Source organism: Aquincola agrisoli, assembly GCF_036621135.1.
GTDB lineage: Bacteria > Pseudomonadota > Gammaproteobacteria > Burkholderiales > Burkholderiaceae_C > Aquincola > Aquincola agrisoli.
On record NZ_JAZIBG010000056.1, the window covers coordinates 62,098 to 84,954 of the forward strand.

20 protein-coding genes and 1 tRNA gene are annotated in these 22,857 nt (G+C 68.7%); 3 read left to right on the forward strand and 18 right to left on the reverse strand.

Annotated elements, in window-relative coordinates; genetic code table 11:
- From V4F39_RS25430 to hydA, 5 genes are all read right to left on the reverse strand, one after another.
- Complete coding sequence (locus tag V4F39_RS25430) at window positions 1–1,308, reverse strand: TRAP transporter large permease (protein ID WP_332293042.1); 1,308 nt, start codon at window positions 1,306–1,308, stop codon at window positions 1–3.
- Complete coding sequence (locus V4F39_RS25435) at window positions 1,305–1,955, reverse strand: TRAP transporter small permease subunit (protein WP_332293043.1); 651 nt, start codon at window positions 1,953–1,955, stop codon at window positions 1,305–1,307. Before V4F39_RS25435 ends, V4F39_RS25430 begins: the two co-directional genes overlap by 4 nt.
- A gap of 72 nt (window positions 1,956–2,027) precedes the next feature.
- Window positions 2,028–3,020, reverse strand: coding sequence for a Bug family tripartite tricarboxylate transporter substrate binding protein (locus V4F39_RS25440; RefSeq protein WP_332293044.1), 993 nt, complete (start codon window positions 3,018–3,020; stop codon window positions 2,028–2,030).
- Between the two features lie 41 nt (window positions 3,021–3,061).
- Window positions 3,062–3,811: an aspartate/glutamate racemase family protein gene (locus V4F39_RS25445; RefSeq protein WP_332293045.1), complete on the reverse strand. Its 750-nt coding sequence runs from the start codon at window positions 3,809–3,811 to the stop codon at window positions 3,062–3,064.
- Complete coding sequence (gene hydA / locus V4F39_RS25450; protein ID WP_332293046.1) at window positions 3,808–5,250, reverse strand: dihydropyrimidinase; 1,443 nt, start codon at window positions 5,248–5,250, stop codon at window positions 3,808–3,810. Before hydA ends, V4F39_RS25445 begins: the two co-directional genes overlap by 4 nt.
- Window positions 5,251–5,453: 203 nt before the next feature.
- On the opposite strand from hydA, the gene V4F39_RS25455 reads away from it, so the two are divergent.
- Both V4F39_RS25455 and V4F39_RS25460 read left to right on the forward strand, forming a co-directional pair.
- Window positions 5,454–6,182: a maleate cis-trans isomerase family protein gene (locus V4F39_RS25455; RefSeq protein WP_332293047.1), complete on the forward strand. Its 729-nt coding sequence runs from the start codon at window positions 5,454–5,456 to the stop codon at window positions 6,180–6,182.
- 146 nt (window positions 6,183–6,328) lie between these two features.
- Complete coding sequence (locus tag V4F39_RS25460; RefSeq protein WP_332293048.1) at window positions 6,329–7,042, forward strand: GntR family transcriptional regulator; 714 nt, start codon at window positions 6,329–6,331, stop codon at window positions 7,040–7,042.
- An 89-nt stretch (window positions 7,043–7,131) separates the two neighbouring features.
- Here the strand turns inward: V4F39_RS25460 and V4F39_RS25465 are convergent.
- The 9 genes from V4F39_RS25465 to thrS form a co-directional block, all read right to left on the reverse strand.
- A tRNA-Pro gene (locus V4F39_RS25465) sits at window positions 7,132–7,208 on the reverse strand.
- 31 nt (window positions 7,209–7,239) lie between these two features.
- Window positions 7,240–7,671 (reverse strand): MerR family transcriptional regulator, encoded by a 432-nt coding sequence (locus V4F39_RS25470; protein ID WP_332293049.1) that lies wholly within the window; start codon window positions 7,669–7,671, stop codon window positions 7,240–7,242.
- 35 nt (window positions 7,672–7,706) lie between these two features.
- The gene (locus V4F39_RS25475; RefSeq protein WP_332293050.1) at window positions 7,707–8,048 is read right to left on the reverse strand and encodes an integration host factor subunit alpha; all 342 of its coding nucleotides are present in this window, start codon (window positions 8,046–8,048) and stop codon (window positions 7,707–7,709) included.
- A 19-nt stretch (window positions 8,049–8,067) separates the two neighbouring features.
- The gene (gene pheT / locus V4F39_RS25480) at window positions 8,068–10,491 is read right to left on the reverse strand and encodes a phenylalanine--tRNA ligase subunit beta (RefSeq protein WP_332293051.1); all 2,424 of its coding nucleotides are present in this window, start codon (window positions 10,489–10,491) and stop codon (window positions 8,068–8,070) included.
- Between the two features lie 9 nt (window positions 10,492–10,500).
- Window positions 10,501–11,541, reverse strand: coding sequence for a phenylalanine--tRNA ligase subunit alpha (gene pheS, locus V4F39_RS25485; RefSeq protein WP_332293052.1), 1,041 nt, complete (start codon window positions 11,539–11,541; stop codon window positions 10,501–10,503).
- 82 nt (window positions 11,542–11,623) lie between these two features.
- Window positions 11,624–11,980, reverse strand: a complete 357-nt coding sequence (gene rplT, locus V4F39_RS25490) for a 50S ribosomal protein L20 (protein WP_332293053.1) — start codon at window positions 11,978–11,980, stop codon at window positions 11,624–11,626.
- Between the two features lie 23 nt (window positions 11,981–12,003).
- Window positions 12,004–12,207, reverse strand: a complete 204-nt coding sequence (gene rpmI / locus V4F39_RS25495) for a 50S ribosomal protein L35 (protein ID WP_046112289.1) — start codon at window positions 12,205–12,207, stop codon at window positions 12,004–12,006.
- Window positions 12,208–12,332: 125 nt separating this feature from the next.
- Entirely contained in the window at window positions 12,333–12,881 is a 549-nt protein-coding gene (gene infC / locus V4F39_RS25500) for a translation initiation factor IF-3 (RefSeq protein ID WP_083440438.1), read from the reverse strand.
- A 72-nt stretch (window positions 12,882–12,953) separates the two neighbouring features.
- On the reverse strand, window positions 12,954–14,861 hold the full coding sequence (gene thrS, locus V4F39_RS25505) for a threonine--tRNA ligase (protein WP_332293054.1): 1,908 nt from the start codon (window positions 14,859–14,861) through the stop codon (window positions 12,954–12,956).
- Between the two features lie 739 nt (window positions 14,862–15,600).
- Here thrS and mdoH point away from each other — a divergent pair.
- On the forward strand, window positions 15,601–17,838 hold the full coding sequence (gene mdoH, locus V4F39_RS25510; RefSeq protein WP_332293055.1) for a glucans biosynthesis glucosyltransferase MdoH: 2,238 nt from the start codon (window positions 15,601–15,603) through the stop codon (window positions 17,836–17,838).
- An 80-nt stretch (window positions 17,839–17,918) separates the two neighbouring features.
- Here the strand turns inward: mdoH and V4F39_RS25515 are convergent, their stop codons facing one another.
- The 4 genes from V4F39_RS25515 to V4F39_RS25530 are packed head-to-tail and all read right to left on the reverse strand — an operon-like array spanning window position 17,919 to window position 22,741.
- Window positions 17,919–18,464, reverse strand: a complete 546-nt coding sequence (locus V4F39_RS25515) for a superoxide dismutase family protein (RefSeq protein ID WP_332293056.1) — start codon at window positions 18,462–18,464, stop codon at window positions 17,919–17,921.
- A 53-nt stretch (window positions 18,465–18,517) separates the two neighbouring features.
- On the reverse strand, window positions 18,518–19,279 hold the full coding sequence (locus V4F39_RS25520) for a polysaccharide deacetylase family protein (RefSeq protein WP_332293057.1): 762 nt from the start codon (window positions 19,277–19,279) through the stop codon (window positions 18,518–18,520).
- Window positions 19,276–20,388 (reverse strand): glycosyltransferase family 4 protein, encoded by a 1,113-nt coding sequence (locus V4F39_RS25525; RefSeq protein ID WP_332293058.1) that lies wholly within the window; start codon window positions 20,386–20,388, stop codon window positions 19,276–19,278. Before V4F39_RS25525 ends, V4F39_RS25520 begins: the two co-directional genes overlap by 4 nt.
- Window positions 20,389–20,410: 22 nt before the next feature.
- Window positions 20,411–22,741 (reverse strand): Tex family protein, encoded by a 2,331-nt coding sequence (locus V4F39_RS25530; protein WP_332293059.1) that lies wholly within the window; start codon window positions 22,739–22,741, stop codon window positions 20,411–20,413.
- Window positions 22,742–22,857: the final 116 nt, after the last annotated feature.

Here is a 22,857-nt window from a genome sequence, read left to right on the forward strand (position 1 = left end):
TCAGCGTCCGAACATCAGGTTGGGGAGGTAGGTGGCGATCGCCGGGTAGTGGATGAGGATGGCCGTCATCAGCACCATCGCGGCGAAGAACGGCAAGGTGCCCTGGAACACCTCGTTGATCGAACCCTCGCGCCGCACGCCCTGGATCACGTAGAGCGTCATGCCGATGGGCGGGCTGATCAGCGAGATCTCGCACATCAACACCATGAAGACGCCGAAGAACACCGGGTCGATGCCGGCCGCCTGCACGATCGGAAAGACGACCGGCAGCGTGCCGACGAGCATCGGCATGGTCTCCAGCGCAATGCCGAGCACCAGGTACATGACGGCCAGCATCCACAGCAGCATGATGGGCGACACGTCGACCGACTTGATCAGGCTCGCGAGCGCCTGGGGCACGCCCAGCATCGACAGCACGAAGTTCAGGTACAGCGCCGCCACCAGAATCAGCGCGGTCATCGCGGTGAGCCGCATCGTCGAGCGGAAGCATTCGTGCAGCATCGTGATGCTGAGCTTGCGGTAGCCCGCGGCGATCGGCAGGCTGACGAGCACGCCGAGCGCGGCGCTCTCGGTCACGGTGGCCCAGCCGGTGTAGATGCCGCCCATCACCACGCCGAACACCGCCAGCGGCCCCAGCAGGTGCACCGAGTTGCGCAGCTTCTCGCTCCACGGCACGCCCGCCTCGCGGGCCCCGGCCATCGACGGCCGCCACACGCAGATCGCGAGGATCGTCAGCAGGAACAGCACCGTCATGATGGCGCCGGGCACGATGCCCGCCATGTACAGCCGCGCCGCCGACGTGTTGGTCATCGAGCCGTAGATGATGAAGGCCACGCCCGGCGGGATCAGGTTGCCCAGGCTCGCCCCGGCGGCGATGGTGCCGAGCACCATGCGCTGGTCGTAGCGCCGGTTCTTGAAGGCCGGCAGGGCGACGGTGGAGATGGTGGCGGCGGTGGCGACCGACGAGCCGGACACCGCCGAGAACAGCGCGGACGCGCCGATGTTGGTGTGCAGCAGGCCACCCGGCAGCCGGTTGAGCCAGTCGGCGAGCGAGCGGTACATCTTGTCGGTGGCCCCGCCGCGCATCAGGATCTCGCCGAGCAGGATGTACAGCGGGATCGACAGCAGCAGGTAGTCCTCCCCCGCCGCCCAGAGCTGCTCGCCCACCGCGTTGATGGCCGGCATGCCGAAGTGCAGCGTGGCGCCCACCAGGGCCACGACCAGCATGGTGGTGGCGACATGGAAGCCGATGAACATCAGGCCGAGCATCAGCGCCAGGCCGATCAGGATTTCGAGCGAAGAGATCACGATGCGGCTCCCACGGCGGAGGACGGGGCGGCGGCGGAAACGGACGGGCCCGCGGGCCGGGCGAGCTGGATCTCGGTCTCGGCCTCGATCTCCTCCTCCAGCGTCTGCGGTCCGAAGCGGGCGTTGAGCTCATCGGTCCTGCCGCGCACGAAAAGGCGTGCCGCATCGAACGCGGCCCAGGCGGACACCAGCGCGAACATCAGGTAGCCGCCGAGCCAGATGAGCTGGGGGATCCACATCGGCGTGGCCAGCGGCGTGGCCGCGGTGGCGCCGAGGTCGACGCTCTCCATCACCACGTGCCAGCCGCGCCACAGGCACAGCAGCGCGAGGGCGGCCAGGCTCAGCATCGCGAGCAGGTTGAGCAGCGAGCGCACGCGCAGCGGGAAGCGCGAGAGCAGGAAGTCCACCCGCGTGTGGCTTCGGGTGATCAGCGCATAGGCGAAGCCGAAGGCGCCGACGATGCCGTAGGTGTAGGAGCCGATCTCGTCGACCCCCTGCAGGCTGAAGCCGAGCAGCTTGCGCCCGACCATCTCGATGCAGGTCAGGCCGCTGAGCGCGATGAGCCACCAGCCGCAGGCGATGACCGTGAAGTCGGCCACGCGGGCGAGATGCCGGCTGGTGGCGCCGGGTGGAAGGATGGTTTTCAACGCGCTTGCTCCTGGAGGCTCGGGAAGTTGGAGGGGATGCTGCGGGGTCGCGGCCGCTGGGATGCCGCCGCGTCAACCGTCGATGCTGACCTTGGCGTCGCGGGCCACCTGGGCCCACTTGGCGATCTCGGCCTGCGTGAACTTCGCGTACTGCTCGGGCGTGCCGCCGCCGTCCTCGACGCCGAAGCCCTCGAACCGCTCCTGCACGTCGGCCATCGCAAGCACGGTGTTGACGTCCTGGTTGATCCGGCGCACGAGCGCTGGCGGCAGCTTGGCCGGCCCGGAGATGCCGTACCAGTTCATGGTCTCGAACGCCGGGAAGCCCTGCTCCTGCATCGTCGGCACCTGGGGGTAGGCCTTGGAGCGCTGGGCACGTGTCTGCGCGAGCGCCACCACGCGGCCGTTCTTCAGGTGCGGCGTGGCGGCCGTCATCGTCTCGAACGTGAACTGGATCTGCCCGCCGATCAGGTCGGTGAGCAGCGGACCGCTGCCCTTGTAGGGCACGTGCAGCGCATCGACGCCGGCCTGCAGCTTGAACTTCTCGATCGCGAAGTGCTGGATCGTGCCGGGCCCGGCCGAGCCGAAGCTCACGGTGCCGGGCTTGGCCTTGCACAGGGCCACCACGTCCTTCACCGAGCGGGCGCCCTGCGACGGGCTGGCGATCAGCAGGTTGGGCGTGACGCCCAGCAGCACGATGGGGGTGAAGTCGCGCGCGGCGTCATAGCGCAGCTTGCGCTGCACGGCCGGCGCGAGCGCATGGCTGTTGATCGTGCTCAGGAACAGGGTGCTGCCGTCGGCCGGCTGCTGGGCCGCGTACTCCGCGCCGATGACGCTCGAGGCGCCGGCCTTGTTGTCGACGATGACCTGCTGGCCCCAGACATCGCCGAGCTTCTGCGCGACCACGCGCGCGAGGGCATCGGCGCCTCCGCCGGGCGGAAAGCCGACGATCAGCCGGATGGGACCGCCGGGCAGGCTGGCGGATGCGGCTTGGGCGTGCACGGCGGGCGCGCCGATCGAGGCCAGCGAGAAGGCGCCGGCGGCCTGGAGGAAACGACGTCGTTGCATGGGGATGTCTCCGCTATCGGTGGGATGTGTCGCCGCGGTGGTCAGGCGTTGCGGCCCGCGAGCAGGGCCTCGATGGATGCAGGCAGGCCCCGGTGGGGCTTGAGGGGGGGCGGGGCGAAGCTGCCGCGCCGCGCCGCGCCGGGGTCGAGCGCGACGAGGGTCTCGGCGTGGCGCACCGCGCTCGAGACGCCGTCGACCACCGGCACCGGCAGCTGCCCCTTCAAGGTGCGCGCCAGGCCCGCCAACGGTGCGCCGGCCAGCACGATGACCTCGGCACCGTCTTCGTCGACGGCCCGTTCGGCGAGCGCCTTCAGCGCCTGCGCATGCTCGTCCTGCACCGCGCCGATGCCGGACAGCGGCCGGTCGAGCGCGCGGATGCTGGCCAGCCGCCCGCCGAAGCCGCAGGCCTCGACCACCTCGCGGTACCAGGCCTGGATGCGCTGCGAGATCGCGATGATCGAGATGCGGTGGCCGAGCAGGTGCGCGCTGGCGAGCGCCGCCTCGGTGAGCCCCGTCACCGGGATGTCCATCGCCTCGCGCAGGCCGCCCAGGCCCGGGTCGCCGAAGGCCGCGACGACGATCGCATCGAAGCGCTGGTGATGCTCCGCGGCCAGCTGGGCAGCGGCATAGGCCCCGATCAGCGCCTCGAAGCGCGTCTCGATGTAGGCCACGCCGAAGGGCGCGGTCAGCACCTCGACCTGCGTGCCGGCGCTCGCGCTGCGCTCGGCTTCGGCGCGGATCAGCGCCGAGACGCTGTCGGAGATGTTGGGGTTGATCAGCAGCAGCTTCATGCGCGGCTCCGCGGCAGCAGCGACGGCGTGCCGCATTCGAGGAAGCGTCCTCGCCCGGTGCGGCCGAGGAAGGCCTGGCCGTCCCACACCACCTCGCCCCGCGAAAGCGTGAGGCCGGGCCAGGCCTTCAGGCGCATGCCCTCGTAGGGCGTGTGGTCCACCGCGTGGTGCAGCCGCTCGTTGCGCACGGTGCACTCGCGCTCGTCCCAGATCACGAGGTCGGCGTCGGAGCCGATCGCGATCGCGCCCTTGCGCGGGTGCAGGCCGTAGACCTTGGCCGGGTTGGTCGCGGTGAGTTCGACGAACTTCTCGAGCGTGATGCGCCCCTCGAGCACGCCCTCGGAGTACAGCAGCGCCATGCGGGTCTCGATGCCCGCCAGGCCGTTGGGGATGTGCCGGAAGGGCACCTCTTCGCCGCCGGGCTTCTTGCCCTCGGTGCCGTCGTAGCTGAACGGGGCATGGTCCGACGAGAACACGGTGAACAGGCCGTCGTTCAGGCCGTCCCAGATCACCTCCTGGTTGGCCTTGTCGCGCGGCGGCGGGCTGCAGATGCAGCGCGCGCCCTGGTAGCTGTCGTCGACGCCGAGGTCCTCGGCGGTGAGGAAGAGGTACTGCGGACAGGTCTCGGCCAGCACGCGCAGGCCCTGCCCCCGTGCCCACCGGATCTGCTCGACCGCCTCGCGGCCGGAGACGTGCACGATGAGGATGGGCACGTCGACGAGCTGCGACAGCGAGATCGCCCGGTGCGTCGCCTCGCGCTCGACGAGCATCGGCCGTGCATGCGCGTGGAAGCGCGGCGCGGTGCGGCCAGCCGCCTCGAGCCGCTTGGTGAGCCACTCGATGCAGTCGGCGTTCTCCGCATGCACCATTGCCATCGCACCATGGCGGCGCGCGATCTCCAGCACGTCCAGGATCTGGCCGTCGTCGAGCTTCATGTCGTCGTAAGTCATGTAGATCTTGAACGAGGTGTAGCCCTCGGCGATCAGGGCCGGCAGTTCCTCGTTCAGCACCTGGGGCGTCGGGTCGCTCACGATCAGGTGGAAGGCGTAGTCGATGTGCGCCCGGCCCTCGGCACGCCGGTGGTAATCGAAGACGGCCTCACGCAGCGACTGGCCCTTCTCCTGCGCGGCGAACGGGATCACCGTCGTCGTGCCGCCGCAGGCCGCGGCACGCGTGCCGGTGTCGAAGTCGTCGGCCATGCGCAGGGGCGGCGCCATCGGCTGGTCGAGGTGGCAGTGCGCATCGACACCGCCGGGCGTGACGACACGGCCCGCGGCGTCGATCTCGCGCGCGCCGGACGGCAGCTCGTGGCCGAGCTGCGCAATGCGGCCGCCGCGGATGCCGATGTCCGCCATGAAGACGTCGCTGGCGGTGGCAATCCGCGCACGGCGGACCACGAGATCGAAGGGTGCCGCTGGGGCGGGCGACTCTGACGACATATGTGTTGACAATGTGAGGGTGTGATCCGTGATGGTGCACACCTGCTGGCGGCCACCATCCATCGCAAGTCGCATGCCAGTTTGTCGACTGGTTGCCCAACTCACTTGTCAACATAATCGTTGACAGAAAGTTTGTTTGTACTAGTGTTAGCACCACTGTCGACAATGATGCGCTCGATCGCGAGCCCACCACAGGAGCCCTGATGAACCGGCCTTTCCGTCTCGGCGTGCTGACGCCTTCGTCCAACACCGCGCTGGAGCCGCTGACGAGCGCACTCGTGGCCACCGTGCCCGGCGGCAGTGCGCACTTCTCGCGCTTCACGGTCACCGAGATCTCGCTGTCGGCCCAGGCCCTCGGCCAGTTCGACGACAGCAAGATCCTCGCGGCAGCGGAGTTGCTGGCCGACGCCCGCGTCGACGCCATCGGCTGGAGCGGCACCTCGTCGGGCTGGCTCGGATTCGATGCCGACCGGCGCCTGTGTGATCGCATCACCCAGCGCACGGGCATCCGCGCGACGACGGCCGTGCTGTCGCTCAACGAGTTGATGGCACTGCGCGGCATCAAGCGGCTGGGGCTCGTGACGCCTTACACCGCGGATGTGCAGCAGCGGATCGTCGAGAACTACCGCACGATCGGCATCGAGGTCGTGGCCGAACGCCACCTCGGCATCCAGGTGAACCACGATTTCGCCCTCGTCGAGCCACCACGCCTGCAAGCCTTGATGCGCGAGGTGGCGCAGGAGGCATCGCCCGAGGCGCTGACCACCTTCTGCACGAACCTGCGTGCCGCGCCGCTGGCCGACGCGGTGGAGGCCGAGCTGGGCATCCCCCTGCTCGACACCGTGAGCACGACGGTGTGGGGCCTGCTGCGCACGGTGGACGTGGACCCGTCCGTGGTGAAGGGCTGGGGACAGCTCTTCGGCTGGAAATGAGCCCCCCGCAACCGCTCGACACGGGGTGCGCTCCGGCAGAAGTGTCGGCAGGCGTGCCTACAATCGGCCCGCCGCATGCCGGCTGCGGGCACGACCACCGGCCCGGGCCGGCCCCGGACCCGCTCGCCCAGCTGAACCCGTCCGACATGCCGACCAAACGCACGCGCTCCTCCGCCACCGGCGCCCGACTGGAGCGCGAGAACACCAATGACGACGTCTACGAGAAGATCTACGTCGCGATCCTGGAACACCGGCTGCATCCGGGCACCAAGCTGGTCGAGGAACGGCTGGCCGACATCTTCGGCGTGAGCCGCGCGCGGGTCCGGGAGGTGCTGGCCCGCATGGCGCACGAGCAGATCGTCGAGCTGTATCCGCAGCGCGGCGCCTATGTCGCCAAGCCCTCGGCCGAGCAGGCGCTCGACGTGTTCGAGGCGCGCCGCCTGATCGAGCCCGCGCTGCTGCGCCGGCTGATCGACACGCTGACGCCCGACAAGGTGGCGCGCCTGCGCAGCCACCAGCAGCTCGAGGTCGATGCACGCCGCCGCGAGGACAAGCGCGCGATCGTGCGGCTCTCCGGCGAGTTCCACACGCTGCTCGCGGAGCTGGCCGGCAACTCGGCGCTGTCGCGCAGCATGCGCGAGCTGTCGTCGCTGACCTGCCTGATCATCTTCCTCTACGACTCGCCGACCGCGACCAGCTGCCGCGCAGACGAGCATTCGCAGATCGTCGAGGCCATCGCCAAGCGCGATCTCGCCCGCGCGGAGAAGCTCATGCTGCAGCACCTGGACCACATCGAGAGCAGCCTCAAGCTCGACGCCGCCGCCGACGAGGTGGACCTGGAGGCGATCTTCAGGGAATGAGGCCACTCGCGTGCCAGGGCACCGCACGCCGGCGCACGCGCAAAAGGAAACGGGTCAGCTCCTTGTGAGAACTGACCCGTTGATTTCAATGGTCGGGGCGGCGGGATTCGAACTCGCGACCCCTTGCACCCCATGCAAGTGCGCTACCAGGCTGCGCTACGCCCCGACTGAGCCAAAGAGTATAGCCTGATTTCTTCTCAAATCACCAGCAAGCCGCGAATCGACAGCAGTTCACGACGAAGCTGGTCGAGGGACCACTCCTGGACATCGGGCAACGGCAACGCGGCATCGCTGGGCGGCGAGCCGTCACCGCGGGGGGCTTCGAGCACGTCGGCCGTGTGCTGCAACAACGACGCGTCGCTGCGGCCCATGCCCTGCAGTTCGGACAGCCGGTTGCGTGCCCCGCTGATGGTGAAGCCCTGGTCGTACAGCAGCTCGCGGATGCGCCGGATGAGCAGCACCTCGTGGTGCTGGTAGTAGCGCCGGTTGCCCCGGCGCTTCATTGGCTTGAGCTGGGTGAACTCCTGCTCCCAGTAGCGCAGCACGTAAGGCTTGACGCCGCAGAGGTCGCTGACTTCACCGATGGTGAAGTAGCGTTTGGCTGGGATGGCTGGGAGCGCTTTTTCCATGAAAATCAACGCTCCTCGGCGCTAACGCTCAAACTTTACTCGAACTCGTCAGGGCTCGGTATGTCGCCCTGCACCAAGCCTTTGAGTTTGTGGCTCGCGTGGAAGGTCACGACGTTGCGCGCGGCGATCGGGATCGCCTCGCCGGTACGGGGGTTCCTCCCCGGCCGAGGCGCCTTGCGGCGGATGTTGAAGTTGCCGAAGCCCGACAGCTTGACGTCGTCACCCTTCACCAGGGCGGCGTGGATGATGTCGAAGAACGCCTCGACCATGTCCTTCGACTCGCGCTTGTTCAGCCCGAGGCGCTCGAAGAGCAGATCAGCCAGTTCCGCCTTGGTCAGCGTGGGCGTTTCCAGCGTCGGCAGGATCACGCGGTCCATAACAGCCTCCCCTCCTCGTTCAACCCCGCAGCCGCGCTTGCAGGCGGCCACGCAGGCGTTCGACGATGCCGGCCACGGCCGCATCGATGCGGTCGTCGGTCAAGGTCGCCGTGTCGTCGAGCAGTTCGATGCGAACCGCCATGCTGCGCTCCTCGGCGCCGATCTCCGCGGTCGGCGCCTTGGGCTTGTAGATGTCGAAGAGCTGCGCCGAGCGCACGAGGCCCGACGCGTCATCCTCGATCGTCGCGATCAGTGTGTCGTGGGCCACGCCGTCGTGCACCACGAGTGCCAGGTCGCGCCAGACCGACTGCTGTCGTGCGATCGGCCGGAAGACCGGCACCGTCTGCACCTTCAACGCCTCGACGTCCAGTTCGAACAGCACCGGCGGCTGAGGCAGGTCGTAACCCTGGCGCCATTTGGGATGCAGTTCGCCGATCCAGCCGATGGCCTGGCCATCGACCTCGACCCGCGCGCTGCGGCCGGGATGCAGCGCCGGGTGCTCGGCCGCAACGAAGGCGGCGCGGCGCGGCGCGAGCAGCGCCTCGACGTCGCCCTTCACATCGAAGAAGTCCACGGCGCGCTCCGGCACACCCCACTGCGCGGGCTGGGCCGGGCCGTAGGCCAGCCCGGCGATGCGCAGAGGCTGCGCGATGCCTGCCACCGTGGTGTCGGTGTCCACGACGGCATCGTCGCGCATGAAGACACGCCCCAGCTCGAACAGCCGCACGCGCTGCGCCTTGCGGGCCAGGTTGTACTGCAGCACCGAGACCAGGCTGCCGATCAGGCTGGAACGCATCACCGCCAGCGGCGCGGCGATGGGGTTCAGCACGCCGACGGGATCGGGATTGCCCGCCAGCTCGTGCTCCCAGCGCGCCTCGACGAAGCTGAAGTTGATGGTCTCCTGGTAGCCCAGCGCCGCGACCGACCTGCGCAGTGCATGGCTGCCGCGCTGCGCCTCGGGCCGCACGCGCGCCGTCACGGGCGCGAGCGGCGGCGTGTCGGGCAGCTGCTGGTAGCCGATGACGCGGATCACCTCCTCGATCAGGTCCTCCTCGATCTGCAGATCGAAGCGGAAGCTCGGGGGCGTGACGGTGAGCACGCCGTCGGCTTCGGTGAAGGGCAGGCCGAGGCGGCGGAACACGTCGGCGCATTGCGCCTGCGTCACCGGCATGCCGATGACCTTGGCAGCGCGTGCGACGCGCAGCGCCACCGGTGCGCGCTGCGGCAGGGACGGCTGCTGGTCGTCGATCGGGCCGGCTTCGCCGCCGCAGATGTCGATGATGAGCTGGGTTATGCGCTCGATGTGCTCGACCGTCAGCGCCGGATCCACGCCGCGCTCGAAGCGGTGGCCGGCGTCGGTGGAGAAGTTGAACCGGCGCGACCGGCCCGCCACGGCCTTGGGCCACCAGAAGGCGGCCTCCACGTAGACGTTGCGGGTGTCGTCGGACACCGCGGTGGCGTCGCCGCCCATGATGCCGGCCAGCGACTCGACGGCCTGCGCATCGGCGATCACGCCGACCTGTTCGTCGAGCTCGATGGTGTTGCCGTTCAGCAGCTTGAGCGTCTCACCCCGGCGGCCCCAGCGCACCACGAGGCCCTGGTGGATCTTGTCGAGATCGAAGATGTGCGAGGGACGGCCGTACTCGAACATCACGTAGTTCGAGATGTCGACCAACGCCGTGACCGACCGCTGGCCGCAGCGCGCCAGGCGCTCGACCATCCACGCCGGCGTGGGGGCGCGCGTGTCGACGTTGCGCACGATGCGGCCGGAGAAGCGGCCGCACAGGTCGGCCGCCTCCACGCGGACGGGCAGCTTGTCGTCATGCGCGGGCTTCACCGGCGCGATGGCGGGCGTGAGCAACGGCGCGCCGGTCAGGGCCGACACCTCGCGGGCGATGCCGTACACGCTCAGGCAATGCGCCAGGTTCGGCGTGAGCTTGAGCGTGAAGAGCGTGTCGTCGAGCTGCAGCACCTCGCGCACGTCGGCACCCACCGGCGCGTCGGCGGCCAGCTCCAGCAGGCCGCCATGATCCTCGGACAGCTTCAGCTCACGCGCCGAGCACAGCATGCCGAAGCTCTCGACGCCGCGCAGCTTGCCGACCTTGATCTCGAACGGCTTGCCGTCCTCGCCCGGAGGCAGTTGCGCGCCGACCAGCGCCAGCGGCACGCGGATGCCGGCCCGTGCATTGGGCGCGCCGCAGACGATCTGCAGCGGGCCGTCCTTCGAGTGTTCGCCGGCGTCGACGGTGCACACGCGCAGCCGGTCGGCGTTGGGATGCTGGGCCGCTTCGAGGATGTGCCCGACGACGATGCGCGAGAACGGCGGCGCCACCGGGCGCATCTCCTCGACCTCCAGGCCGGCCATCGTCAGCGTGTCGGCCAGTTGCTCGGTGGTGATCGGCGGATTGCAGAACGAGCGCAACCAGGATTCAGGGAATTGCATGACTCTCTCTTACTGGAACTGGCTCAGGAAGCGCAGGTCGCCGTCGAAGAACAGGCGCAGGTCGTTGACGCCGTAGCGCAGCATCGTCAGCCGGTCGGGGCCCATGCCGAAGGCAAAGCCGATGTAGCGCTCCGGATCGAGCCCGAAGTTGCGCACGACGTTCGGATGCACCTGCCCGGAGCCGGCCACCTCGAGCCAGCGCCCCTTCAGCGGGCCCGACGCGAACGCGATGTCGACCTCGGCCGACGGTTCGGTGAACGGGAAGAAGCTCGGGCGGAAACGGATCGTCAGGTCGTCCGTCTCGAAGAAGGTCCGGAAGAAGTCGGCGAACACCGCCTTCAGGTCCTTGAAGCTGACGTTCTCGCCGATCCACAGGCCTTCGCACTGGTGGAACATCGGCGAGTGCGTCGCATCGCTGTCGACGCGGTAGGTGCGGCCCGGCGCGATCACGCGGATCTCGGGCATCGACGCCTTGCCGGCGTGCTGCTTGACATGCTGCACCGCATAGCGCACCTGCATCGGGCTGGTGTGCGTGCGCAGGACATAGCCGCCGCTCGGGCCCTTGGCATCGACATAAAAGGTGTCGTGCATCGAGCGCGCGGGGTGGTCCGCGGGCGTGTTGAGCGCGGTGAAGTTGAACCAGTCGTTCTCGATCTCGGGGCCGTCGGCGACGTCGAAGCCCATCGAACCGAAGATGGCCTCGATGCGCTCCAGCGTCCTGGACACCGGGTGCAGCCCGCCCTGCCCGCGACTGCGGCCGGGCAGCGTCACGTCGAGCGCCTCGGCACGCAGCTGCGCCTGCAGTTCCGCGTCGGCCAGCGCCTGGCGGCGATCGTTGAGCGCGGCCTCGATGCGCTGCTTGGTGGCGTTGATCTCCGCGCCACGAGCCTTCTTCTCGTCGGCCGCCAGCGTGGCCAGCGATTTCAGCAGCTCCGTCACCCGGCCCGCCTTGCCCAGGAACCGGGCCTTGGCGTTCTCCAGGTCGGCTGGCGTCGCGGCCTGGGCAAACTGCTCTTGCGCCGCGAGCACCAGGGAATCGAGATCGTTCATCGTGAGTCGAAAATGAAAAAGGCCGCCACCAAGGTGACGGCCTTGAAGCTTGCGGACACGCCGGGCGAACGGCGCGCCGGGATCAAGCGAGCTGGGCCTTCACCTTGTCGACGATGCTGCCGAAGGCAGCGGGGTCGTTGACGGCGAGGTCGGCCAGGACCTTGCGGTCGATGCCGATGTTCGCCTTCTTCAGGCCGGCCATGAACTTGCTGTACGTCACGCCCAGCTCACGGCTGGCGGCGTTGATACGGGCAATCCAGAGCTTGCGGAAAACGCGCTTGCGGGTACGACGGTCGCGGTAGGCATATTGCCCGGCCTTCATCACCGCCTGCTTGGCGATGCGGAAGACATTCTTGCGACGGCCGCGGAAACCCTTGGCCAGGGCCAGGATCTTCTTGTGACGAGCGCGTGCGGTGACACCACGTTTGACGCGAGGCATGGTCTTTCTCCTTTACCTTGAAATCACAGACCCGCGAACGGCAACATCTGAGCCATGTGGCCCATGTTGGTCTCGTGCACGTTGACGGCACCACGCAGGTGGCGCTTGTTCTTGGTCGACTTCTTGGTGAGGATGTGGCGCTTGAATGCCTGACCGCGCTTGACGGTGCCACCCGGGCGAACGCGGAAACGCTTGGCCGCGCTCTTCTTGGTCTTCATCTTGGGCATGACTGCTCCTTCTTTGTGACCCCTGCAGGCGACCGCAAATAGCTTGCGATGCTTGTTGGCCTGACAGCGGCTTCTCATCGAGCCCCGCGGCGACCAGACCGCAGGGCCGAATCCCTTTGACTTGCTTACTTCCTCTTCGGGGCCAGGACCATGATCATCTGGCGCCCTTCGAGCTTGGGCATGTTCTCGACGACGGCCACGTCGGCCAGTTCGTCGCGGATGCGCTCCAAGAGGCGCATGCCGATGTCCTGGTGGGTGATCTCGCGGCCGCGATAGCGCAGCGTGACCTTGCCCTTGTCGCCGTCTTCCGCGATGAAGCGGCGTAGGTTGCGCATCTTGATCGCGTAGTCGCCTTCATCGGTACCGGGACGGAACTTGACTTCCTTGATCTCGATGACCTTCTGCTTGCTCTTGGCCTCGGCAGCTTTTTTCTGTTCCTGGTACTTGAACTTGCCATAGTCCATCAGCCGGCACACCGGGGGATCGGCCGTGGCGGCGATCTCGACCAGATCGACGTCCAGCTCGCCCGACATTCGCAAAGCCTCCTGGATGCTGACGATGCCGAGCGGCTCGTTGTTCACGCCATTCAGGCGCACTTCGGGCGCCATGATCTCGCGGTTCAGCCGGTGCTTGCGCTCCGCGTTCGGAGTGCGGCGGTCAAGGAAAGTAGCGATGGTTCAGACCTTCAAACGAGCCCAAGGCAAGCAACGGCTCGACAGTGATGACGGGTGTGCGACGAGGATCCCTCAGACCTTGCCGTCGATGTCCGCCACGAGCTTCTGGATGAAGTCTTCGAGCGGCACCGCGCCAAGATCCTGGTTGCCACGTGCGCGCACGGCAACGGCCCCGCTTGCCTTTTCCTTGTCGCCGACGACGAGGATGAACGGAACCTTTTGCATGGAATGCTCGCGGATTTTATAGTTAATCTTCTCGTTGCGCAAATCGACTGCAACCCTAACTCCTTGTTTTTGCAGCGTTTTCGCAATATCGGCGGCGTAGTCGGCCTGCGCGCCGGTGATATTCGTAACAAGAACCTGCACCGGCGCCAGCCAGACGGGCATCGCGCCGGCATGCTGCTCGATCAGGATGCCGATGAAGCGCTCGAGGCTGCCGACGATCGCGCGGTGCAGCATCACCGGCGTCTTGCGCTCGCCCGACTCGGCCACGTACTCGGCGCCGAGCCGCTCGGCCATCGAGAAATCGACCTGCATCGTGCCGCATTGCCACTGGCGGCCGAGGGCGTCCTTGAGCGTGTATTCGATCTTCGGGCCGTAGAACGCACCGTCGCCGGGCGCGATCTTGAACTCCACACCCGAGCGGCGCAGGCTCTCCATCAGCGCGAACTCGGCCTTGTCCCAGATCTCGTCGGAGCCGATGCGTGCGTCGGGGCGCGTCGCCACCTTGTAGATGATGTCGGTGAAGCCGAAGTCCCGGTAGACCTTCTGCAGCAGCGTCGTGTAGGCCACGCATTCGTCGAGGATCATGTCCTCGGTGCAGAAGATGTGGCCGTCGTCCTGGGTGAAGCCGCGCACGCGCATGATGCCGTGCAGCCCGCCCGTCGGCTCGTTGCGGTGGCACTGGCCGAACTCGCCGTAGCGCAGCGGCAGGTCGCGGTAGCTCTTGATGCCCTGCTTGAAGATCAGGATGTGGCCGGGGCAGTTCATCGGCTTGAGCGCGTAGTCCCGCTTCTCGCTCTCCGTGGTGAACATGTTGTCGCGGTACTTGTCCCAGTGCCCCGTCTTCTCCCAGAGCGTCTTGTCGAGGATCTGCGGGCCCTTGACCTCCTGGTAGCCGTTGTCGCGGTACACCGCGCGCATGTACTGCTCGACCTGCTGCCACACCGTCCAGCCCTTGGGATGCCAGAACACCAGGCCCGGCGCGTGCTCGTCGAGGTGGAACAGGTCGAGCTCGCGGCCCAACTTGCGGTGGTCGCGCTTCTCGGCCTCCTCGATGCGCTTGATGTAGTCGTCGAGCTGCTTCTTGTCCGCCCAGGCCGTGCCGTAGATGCGCTGCAACTGTTCGTTCTTGGCATCGCCGCGCCAATAGGCGCCCGACAGCCGCGTGAGCTTGAAGCTCTTGAGGAAGCGCGTGTTCGGCACGTGCGGCCCGCGGCACATGTCGACGTACTCCTCGTGGTAGTACAGGCCCATGGCCGTCTCGTTCGGCATGTCATCGATCAGGCGCAGCTTGTAGTCTTCGCCGCGCGACTTGAACACTTCGATCACTTCGGCGCGCGGCGTCATGCGCTTGATGACGTCGTAGTCCTTCGCGATCAGCTCGCGCATGCGCGTCTCGATGGCCGCCATGTCCTCGGGCGTGAACGGGCGCTCGTAGGAGATGTCGTAGTAGAAGCCCTCCTCGATCACCGGGCCGATCACCATCTTGGCCGTCGGGTACAGCTGCTTGACCGCATGCCCCACCAGGTGGGCGCAGGAGTGGCGGATGATCTCCAGCCCCTCGTCGTCCTTGGGCGTGATGATCTGCAGCTTGGCGTCATGGTCGATGCGGTCGCTGGCATCCACCAGCCTGCCGTCCACCTTGCCGGCGACGGTGTTCTTCGCCAGGCCGGGGCCGATGGACGCCGCCACCTCGGCCACCGACACCGGGCCGGGAAACTCCCGCTTCGAGCCGTCGGGCAGTTGAATCGAGACCATGAATGAAACTCCGAAATGAAAAAAGCGCGGGTTCGAGCCGCGCTTTTGTTCGTGCACCAGCGGTGCAGGCAGGGAATGGACGTGACGACGCGGCAGCGGCTAGCCAGGAGGGGCCCAGCGACGAGTTCGCGGTGTCATAACCGTCATGCCTTTCTCGCCCTTGTTGGTAGTGAACTGGATGGGAAGCCTGCGATTCTAGTCCACCTGCCCGCGGGAGCGCACGCGGCGGCGGCCTGCGCGGATGGCGTGTGCCGTTCAGGGTTCCTACGCATATCGTTTGTTGCACCGCGTCATTGTTGGATACGCTATGCCTACACGCCCAACCGCGTTTTCGGGCGACAGTCGCGTTATCCATGGACGACCCTTCGCACGCCCTTGCAGACCACGCCCACGCCCGCCATCGCATCACGGGCCTGCACGGCCTTTTCCCCACTGCCGCCGCCTCGCGCGGGCGATCTCCCACTTCAGGCATCCGTCTAGACGTTGCATATTTGCAACAGATTTTGGCTGTTTTGCCAATCGACGCGGCCGCCGTGCCCGACACGGGCCGGGGCCTGTCATCCAAAACCTCGGCCGCAACATTCGCATCCGGGTGCAACAACGTGACCTCCGCGCCGCGAGCCGGAACGTTGCAGCTCCCACGGCCATTGACGGTGCGGTCCTACAGGCGGTCCGACGGCCTGCCGCCAGACTCGCTGCGCACCCCCCGCTTTCATTGAAAGACTCACACATCACCACCATGGCTGATTCCGATCTACCCCAGCGCGCCTCCACCGCGCCCCCGCTGCGCCGCGGCTCGATGTCGCCGCGCCCCTGGTTCGGCGTGCTGCGCGGCCTGGCCTGGGCGCTGTGGCCGGGCGTGCAGCGCTTCCCGGCCGATCGCAGCAGCCCGTGGCGCGCTGCGGCCGACCGCCGCCGCACGGTGTTCCTGTGGTCCGTGCTGAGCGTCAGCGGGCTCGCCACCTGGCTGCTGCCGTCGAGCGACGCGCCGCTCGACGCCTTGCACGTCGTGCAGACGGGCCTCTTCGCGCTGCTGTTCGCGTGGCTGTCCGCCGGCTTCATCACGGCGCTGATGGGCTTCAAGGTCACCTTGTTCGGCGACAAGCACGCGCTGTCGCTGCCCGATCCGCGCATGCCGCTGGACCGCAGCGCCCGCACCGCGCTGATCATGCCGATCTGCAACGAGGACATCGACACGGTGTTCAGCGGGCTGCGCAAGACCTGCGAGTCGCTCGCGCGCACCGGCGCGCTCGACCTGTTCGACGTCTACGTGCTGTCCGACAGCTCCGACCCCGCGATCCGCGATGCCGAGGTGCAGGCCTGGCGCGAGCTGCGCCGCACGCTGGGCGACGACGGCGAGCCGCTGGCGGGCGAAGGGCGCATCTTCTACCGCTGGCGCAAGCGCCGCACCAAGCGCAAGGCCGGCAACGTCGCCGACTTCTGCCGCCGCTGGGGCCGCAACTACCGGTACATGGTCGTCCTCGACGCCGACAGCACGATGACCGGCGAGACGCTGGTGCAGATGGTGCGCATGATGGAGGCGCATCCCAAGACCGGCATCCTGCAGACGCTGCCGCGCACCGAAGGCCACAGCACGCTGCACGCCCGCACCCAGCAATTCGCGTCCGCGGTCACCGGCCGCCTGTTCGCCCTCGGCCTGGCCTACTGGCAGCTCGGCGAGTCCCACTACTGGGGCCACAACGCGATCCTGCGCATCGAACCCTTCATGAAGCACTGCGCGCTGGCACCCATCCAGGGCAGTGGCGGCCTGTCGGGCGAGATCCTCTCGCACGACTTCGTCGAGGCCGCCTTGATGCGCCGCGCGGGCTACGAGGTGTGGCTGGCACCGTCGCTCGAAGGCAGCTTCGAGCAGCAGCCGACCAACCTGCTCGACGAGCTTCAACGCGATCGCCGCTGGTGCCAGGGCAACCTGCAGAACTTCCGCCTGATTGCCGAGCCGGGCTGGCAGCCCGTCCATCGCGCGATGTTCCTCACCGGCGCCGTGTCGTACGTCGTCGCCCCGGTCTGGCTGGCCTTCGTCGGCGTCGGCGTGTGGCGCGCGGCGACCAACCCCGCCGGCACGATGGACATGCCCGGCCTGCTGGGCGCCGCCGCAGGCCCGGCCGCAGCGGTGTGGGCCCTGACGCTGACGCTGCTGCTGCTGCCGCGGGCCCTCGGGGTCTTCTCGGTGCTGCTGCGCGGCGACCAAGGCCGCTTCGGCGGCACCGCCCAGCTGCTGAAGAGCTCCGTGGCCGAACTGTTTCTTTCCGCGCTGCAGGCACCGGTGCGCATGTTGGCCCACACCAGCTTCGTGATCGGCGGCCTCACCGGCCTGAAGCTGCAATGGAAGTCGCCACCGCGGGATGCTGAGAGCCTGGGCTGGCGCGATGCGTTCACGCGCCTGGCGCCGATGCTGCTGCCTGCGCTGGCGCTGGCCTGCGCGGCCCTGCTGGCCGATGCCAACATCGTGTGGATGCTGGTGCCGCTGCTGCTGGCGACGCCCCTGGTCGTCTTCGGCAGCCGGGATCAGGCCGGCCAGGGCGGCCGCCTGCCGGGGATGCTGCTGACGCCGGTGGAACACGAGGTGCAGGTCCGCCGCGGCCTGATGCCGCCGGCCGGGGTGTCACGCGCCAGGGCGGCCCGCCGGCCTGCAGCGGCCGTGCGCACGGCCCCGCGGGTGCAACGGCCCGCCTCTGCCGCGGCCACGTTGAGCCGCTGGCCGGCGCGGGTGGGGCTGGCATTCGTGCCGGCGGTGCTGGCATTGACGGTGCTGACCCCCCAGCCGCTGGCCACCAGCCCGGAGCCGCCGCGCGTCGTGGCCGAGATGGACACGCGCTATGCGGAGCGGGTCGCGCCCAAGCGCGTGGTGCGCACGGCTTCCGCCGGCACGCCGCGCGCCGACGACCGCGCCAACAAGGACACCGCTCCACTGGCAGCGCCCACGGTGCCGCTGCCGGCGGCGATGGTCGACAGCTGACCGGCCTCCTGAAAAAACCAAAGGCGCTCCTCGGAGCGCCTTTTTTCATGGCCGGCCAGCGGCCGGTGCATGGGACTGCCTCAGCGCGCCGCGATGACGCCGCATGCCAGGCGCGGACCGGCGTTGCCGGCGGGCTGCGAGCGATAGTCATCCGGGTTGGCGTGGACGATCACGGCCTTGCCGACGATGTCGGCCGCTCCGCTGCCGATCGTCACGCCCATCAGGTGCAGGCGCACATCGGCCTGCCCGGCCGCGTCCGCCTTCAGGTTGGGCATGTCGCCGGCATGCCGCGCGCCGCCTTCGCCGCCGTGTGGTTGCCCCGAGGGATTGAAATGGCCGCCCGCGCTCATGCCGTCCGGACTGCTGCAGTCGCCCTTTTCGTGCACATGGAAACCGTGTTCGCTGCCCGGCTTGAGGCCGGTGATGCGCGCCTGCACCACGACGTGCTCGCCGTCCTTGTAGAAGTCGACCGTGCCGGCCGTGGTGTTGCCCTGGGTCGGTGCCAGTTTGGCCGTGGCGGCGGGCTTCGAGCCACCGGGCATCGCACACGCCGACATCAGCACCGCCGCACAGACCGCCGCGGCGGACAGGCCGCCCAGGCGGGCGGGAACATTCGACAGGGACATTTTTGAGCCTCCTACAAACGGGCGCCGCGACCATCGCGGGCACCCTTGTCCGTTCACGCCCGGCAATCCGCATGCCCCGGGCGGGCGAGCGCCTCGCCCTTGGGCGCATCCTTCAGGTAGAGCTTCCACAGGAAGCCGACCACATCGTCGCCGTAAGAGATCGCCTTGCGCGGCAGGGCCAGCGGGTCGAACGCCGGCGTGGCAGCGCCGCGCTGGCAGGTCACGCCGCTGGTGTAGCCGGCCTCCGCCGCGGCCATCAGCGTGTCGATGCTGTGCGAACCGTAGGGGTAGCAGACATGCGCCACCTCCCTGCCCAGCTCGTGCTGCAGGCGTTCGCGGCTATCGCGCAGCTCGCTGCGCTGCACGTCGACGGGCTGTTCGGCCAGGCGCACATGGTTCAGGGCGTGGCTGCCGATCTCCACGCCCAGCGCGGCGATCTCGCGCAGCCGGGCGGCCGTCATCAGGGGCGGGGTCGGATGGCCCTCGGCGGCCAGCCAGGCGGCGCTGCCGCCGAGTTGTCCGGCAATGGGGTAGACGATGGACGGATAACCATGGTCCTGCAGGATCGGCAGCGCGTGCTCATAGAAATTCTCACAGCCGTCGTCGAAGGTCAGCACGGCGGCGCGCTCCGGCATCGGCGCCTCGCCGCGCAGCGCCGCCACGGCCTGGCCCATCGAGAGCACCTTGACGCCGAAGCGCCGCAGCGCGCGCATCTGGCTGCGGAAGCGATCGACATCGCAATAGGACGCACGGTGCGTCTTCATCGGCGCGAAACGGCCGACCTGGTGGTACATGAAGATCGAAATGCCGCTCACGCCGACTTCCCTGGGCTGCCGCCCGCATGGATCGCCGCATCGTAGACGGCTTCGACGCCTTCGCGCATCGCGGCCAGCGTGAACCGCTGTTCGTAGCGCCGCCGTGCGGCCGCGCCCAGGGCCAACCGCAGCGCCGGTTGCGCTGCGAGGCGACGGATGGCACCAGCCAGCGCATGGGGATCCTCCGGCGGCACCAGCAGCCCGCCTTCGTCCTCGCCCAGCACCTCCGGGATGCCGCCCACACGTGCGGCGATGCCGGGGCGGCCGGCGGCCCCGGCCTCGACCAGGCTCAGGCACAGGGACTCGCGGCGCGACGGCGCCAGCACGACATCCAGGCGCGCGAGCACGTCGGGCACGTCGCTGCGCTGACCCAGGAACTCCACCACCTCGCCCAACCCGAGGGCCTGCACCTGCGCATGCACTTCACGGCCCCAGGCCGTGGTGTCGGCGCCGGCCAGGCGCAGGCGCACCGGCAGCCCGGGCCCCAGCTCCGCCAGCGCCCGCAGGGCCAGGTCATGCCCCTTCACCGCCTCGAAGCGCGCGATCATGCCGAGCACCAGCGGACGCTGCGGCGACAGGGCCGCGCCGTCCGGCGCGGGCATCGGGCCGACATCGGGCACGCCCGAGTACACGACGCGCACAAGCTCGGCTGGCAGGCCCTTGTCCAGCAGGAAGCCGCGCACCGCCTCCGACACCGCGATCAGCCGCCGCCTGGGCGAAAACCACTTCCAGGCATTGGTGGAGTGCGCCGTCGCCACGGCCGGAACGCCGCTCCAGCGGCCTGCCCAGTCGGCATAGCGGCCGCCGCGCAGCGCATGGCCGTGCAGCACGTCGGCCCCCCAGCGCCGCGCGAACCGGGCGAGCCGCCAGGCCGACACCGGGTCGTACATCCCGTTCATCGGCAGGTCGATGCAGGTGTGCCCGGCCGCGCGCATCTGCGCACCCAGCCAGCCGTCGGACGGCCCGGCGTAGGCCACGGCGTGGCCCTGCCGGGCCAGCTCCGCAGACAGGGTCACCACGTGCTGCTCGATGCCGCCAAGCACATGGCTGTGCGCCACCATGGCGACCCGCCGCCGCACGCCGGCGCGCTGCACCTCCGCGGAACCCATCTGCAGCGACCCGGCGTGCGCCCTAGCGCCGCCCCTGCAGCTTGGCGAAGGCCGCGGCCATCGCGCTGCCCTGCGCCGGCTCGGGCGCGCGGCCGCGCGGGGCGCGCTGGTCGCGCGACGCCGGCCGGTAGCCGCCGCCGTCGGCGCCCTTGGCCGGCACCGCGGTGTCGAGCTTCATCGTCAGCGAGATGCGGCCGCGCGCCAGGTCGACCTCCAGCACCTTCACCTTCACGATGTCGCCGGTCTTCACCACCTCGCGCGCGTCGTTGACGAACTTGTTCGACAGCTGGCTCACGTGCACCAGGCCGTCCTGGTGCACGCCCAGGTCGACGAAGGCGCCGAACTGCGCGACGTTGCTGACCGTGCCCTCGAGCTGCATGCCCGGCTGCAGGTCCTTGATGTCTTCCACGCCGTCGTTGAAGCGCGCCACCTTGAAGTCGGGGCGCGGGTCGCGGCCGGGCTTCTCCAGCTCGGCCAGGATGTCCTTCACCGTGATGGCCCCGAACCTCTCGTCGGCGAAGGCCTCGGGCTTGAGCTTGCGGATGACATCGGCGTTGCCCACCAGCTCGCCGATCGGCCGCCCCGCGGCGGCGATGATCTTCTCCACCACCGGGTAGGTTTCCGGGTGCACGCCCGACTGGTCCAGCGGGTTGTCGCCGTCGCGGATGCGCAGGAAGCCTGCGGCCTGCTCGAAGGTCTTGGCGCCCAGGCCCGCCACGTCGAGCAGCTGCTTGCGGTTGCGGAAGGCGCCATTCGCGTCGCGCCAGCGCACGATGCTGGCGGCCACCGCGGACGACAGGCCCGACACCTGCGCCAACAGCGGCGCCGAGGCGGTGTTCAGGTCGACGCCGACCGAGTTCACGCAGTCCTCGACCACCGCGTCCAGCGTGCGCGCCAGCTCGCTCTGGTTCACGTCGTGCTGGTACTGGCCGACGCCGATGCTCTTCGGGTCGATCTTCACCAGCTCGGCGAGCGGGTCCTGCAGGCGGCGGGCGATGCTCACCGCGCCGCGCAGGCTCACGTCCAGGTCGGGCAGCTCCTTGCTCGCGAACTCGCTGGCCGAGTACACCGAGGCGCCGGCCTCGCTGACGACGACCTTCGTGATCTCGGGCGCGTCGGGCGCCAGCTTCTGGATGCGCTTGATCAGGTCGCCGGCCAGCTTGTCGGTCTCGCGGCTGGCAGTGCCGTTGCCGATGGCGATCAGGTTCACGCCGTGCGTGGCCACCAGGCGGCCCAGCGTGTGCAGCGCGCCTTCCCAATCGCGCCTGGGTTCGTGCGGGTAGACGGTGGCCGTGTCGAGCACCTTGCCGGTGTCGCTCACCACCGCCACCTTCACGCCGGTGCGGATGCCGGGGTCGAGCCCCATCACCACGCGCTTGCCGGCCGGTGCGGCCAGCAGCAGGTCGCGCAGGTTCTCGGCAAAGACCTTGATGGCCGTGCCCTCGGCCGCCTCGCGCAGGCGGGCGAACAGGTCGCGCTCGATGCTGAGGCTCAACTTGACCTTCCAGGTCCACGACACCGACTTGCGGATCAGGTCGTCGGCCGCGCGCTTGGCGTGGCTCCAGCCCAGGTGGCGCGCGATGCGGCCTTCGGCGATCGACGGCTGGCCGGGCACCACCTCCTCGTCGATCTTCAGCTTGGCGTCGAGCAGCTCCAGCGTGCGGCCGCGGAACACCGCCAGCGCGCGGTGCGAAGGCACCCTGCCGATCGGCTCGCTGTAGTCGAAGTAGTCTCGGAACTTGGCGACGTCCGCGTTCTGCTCGTCCTTGCCGTCCATCAGCTTCGAGGTGAAGAGACCTTCTTCCCACAGCCATTCGCGCAGCTTGCCCACCAGCGCGGCGTCTTCGGCCCAGCGCTCGGAGAGGATGTCGCGCACGCCGTCGAGCACCGCGAACGCATCGGCGAAGCCGGCGTCGGCGTTGATGAACGCGGCGGCCTCGGCCTGCGGGTCGAGCGACGGATCGGCGAACAGCTTGTCCGCCAGCGGCTCGATGCCCGCTTCGCGGGCGATCATGCCCTTGGTGCGGCGCTTGGGCTTGTAGGGCAGGTAGAGGTCTTCCAGCTCCTGCTTGGTAGGCACGGCCTCGATCGCGGCGCGCAGCTCGGGCGTGAGCTTGCCCTGCTCCTCGATGCTCTTCAGCACCGCGGCGCGGCGGTCTTCCAGCTCGCGCAGGTACGACAGCCGCGCTTCCAGCTCGCGCAGCTGGATGTCGTCGAGCCCGTCGGTGGCTTCCTTGCGGTAGCGCGCGATGAAGGGCACCGTGGACCCGCTGTCGAGCAGTTCGACGGCGGCTTTGACTTGGGCCGGCCGAACCTTCAGTTCGGCGGCGATTTGCAACAGGATCTTGTCCAAGGCAGACGGGAAACCAGCGGAAAGGGCCCGCAGTTTGCCACTGTGGCCCGGCGGGCCGGCCAACGCGGTCGGGTTTGTGTTTTGTCAGGAAACCGCAGCCCCGGCCCTCCTAGACT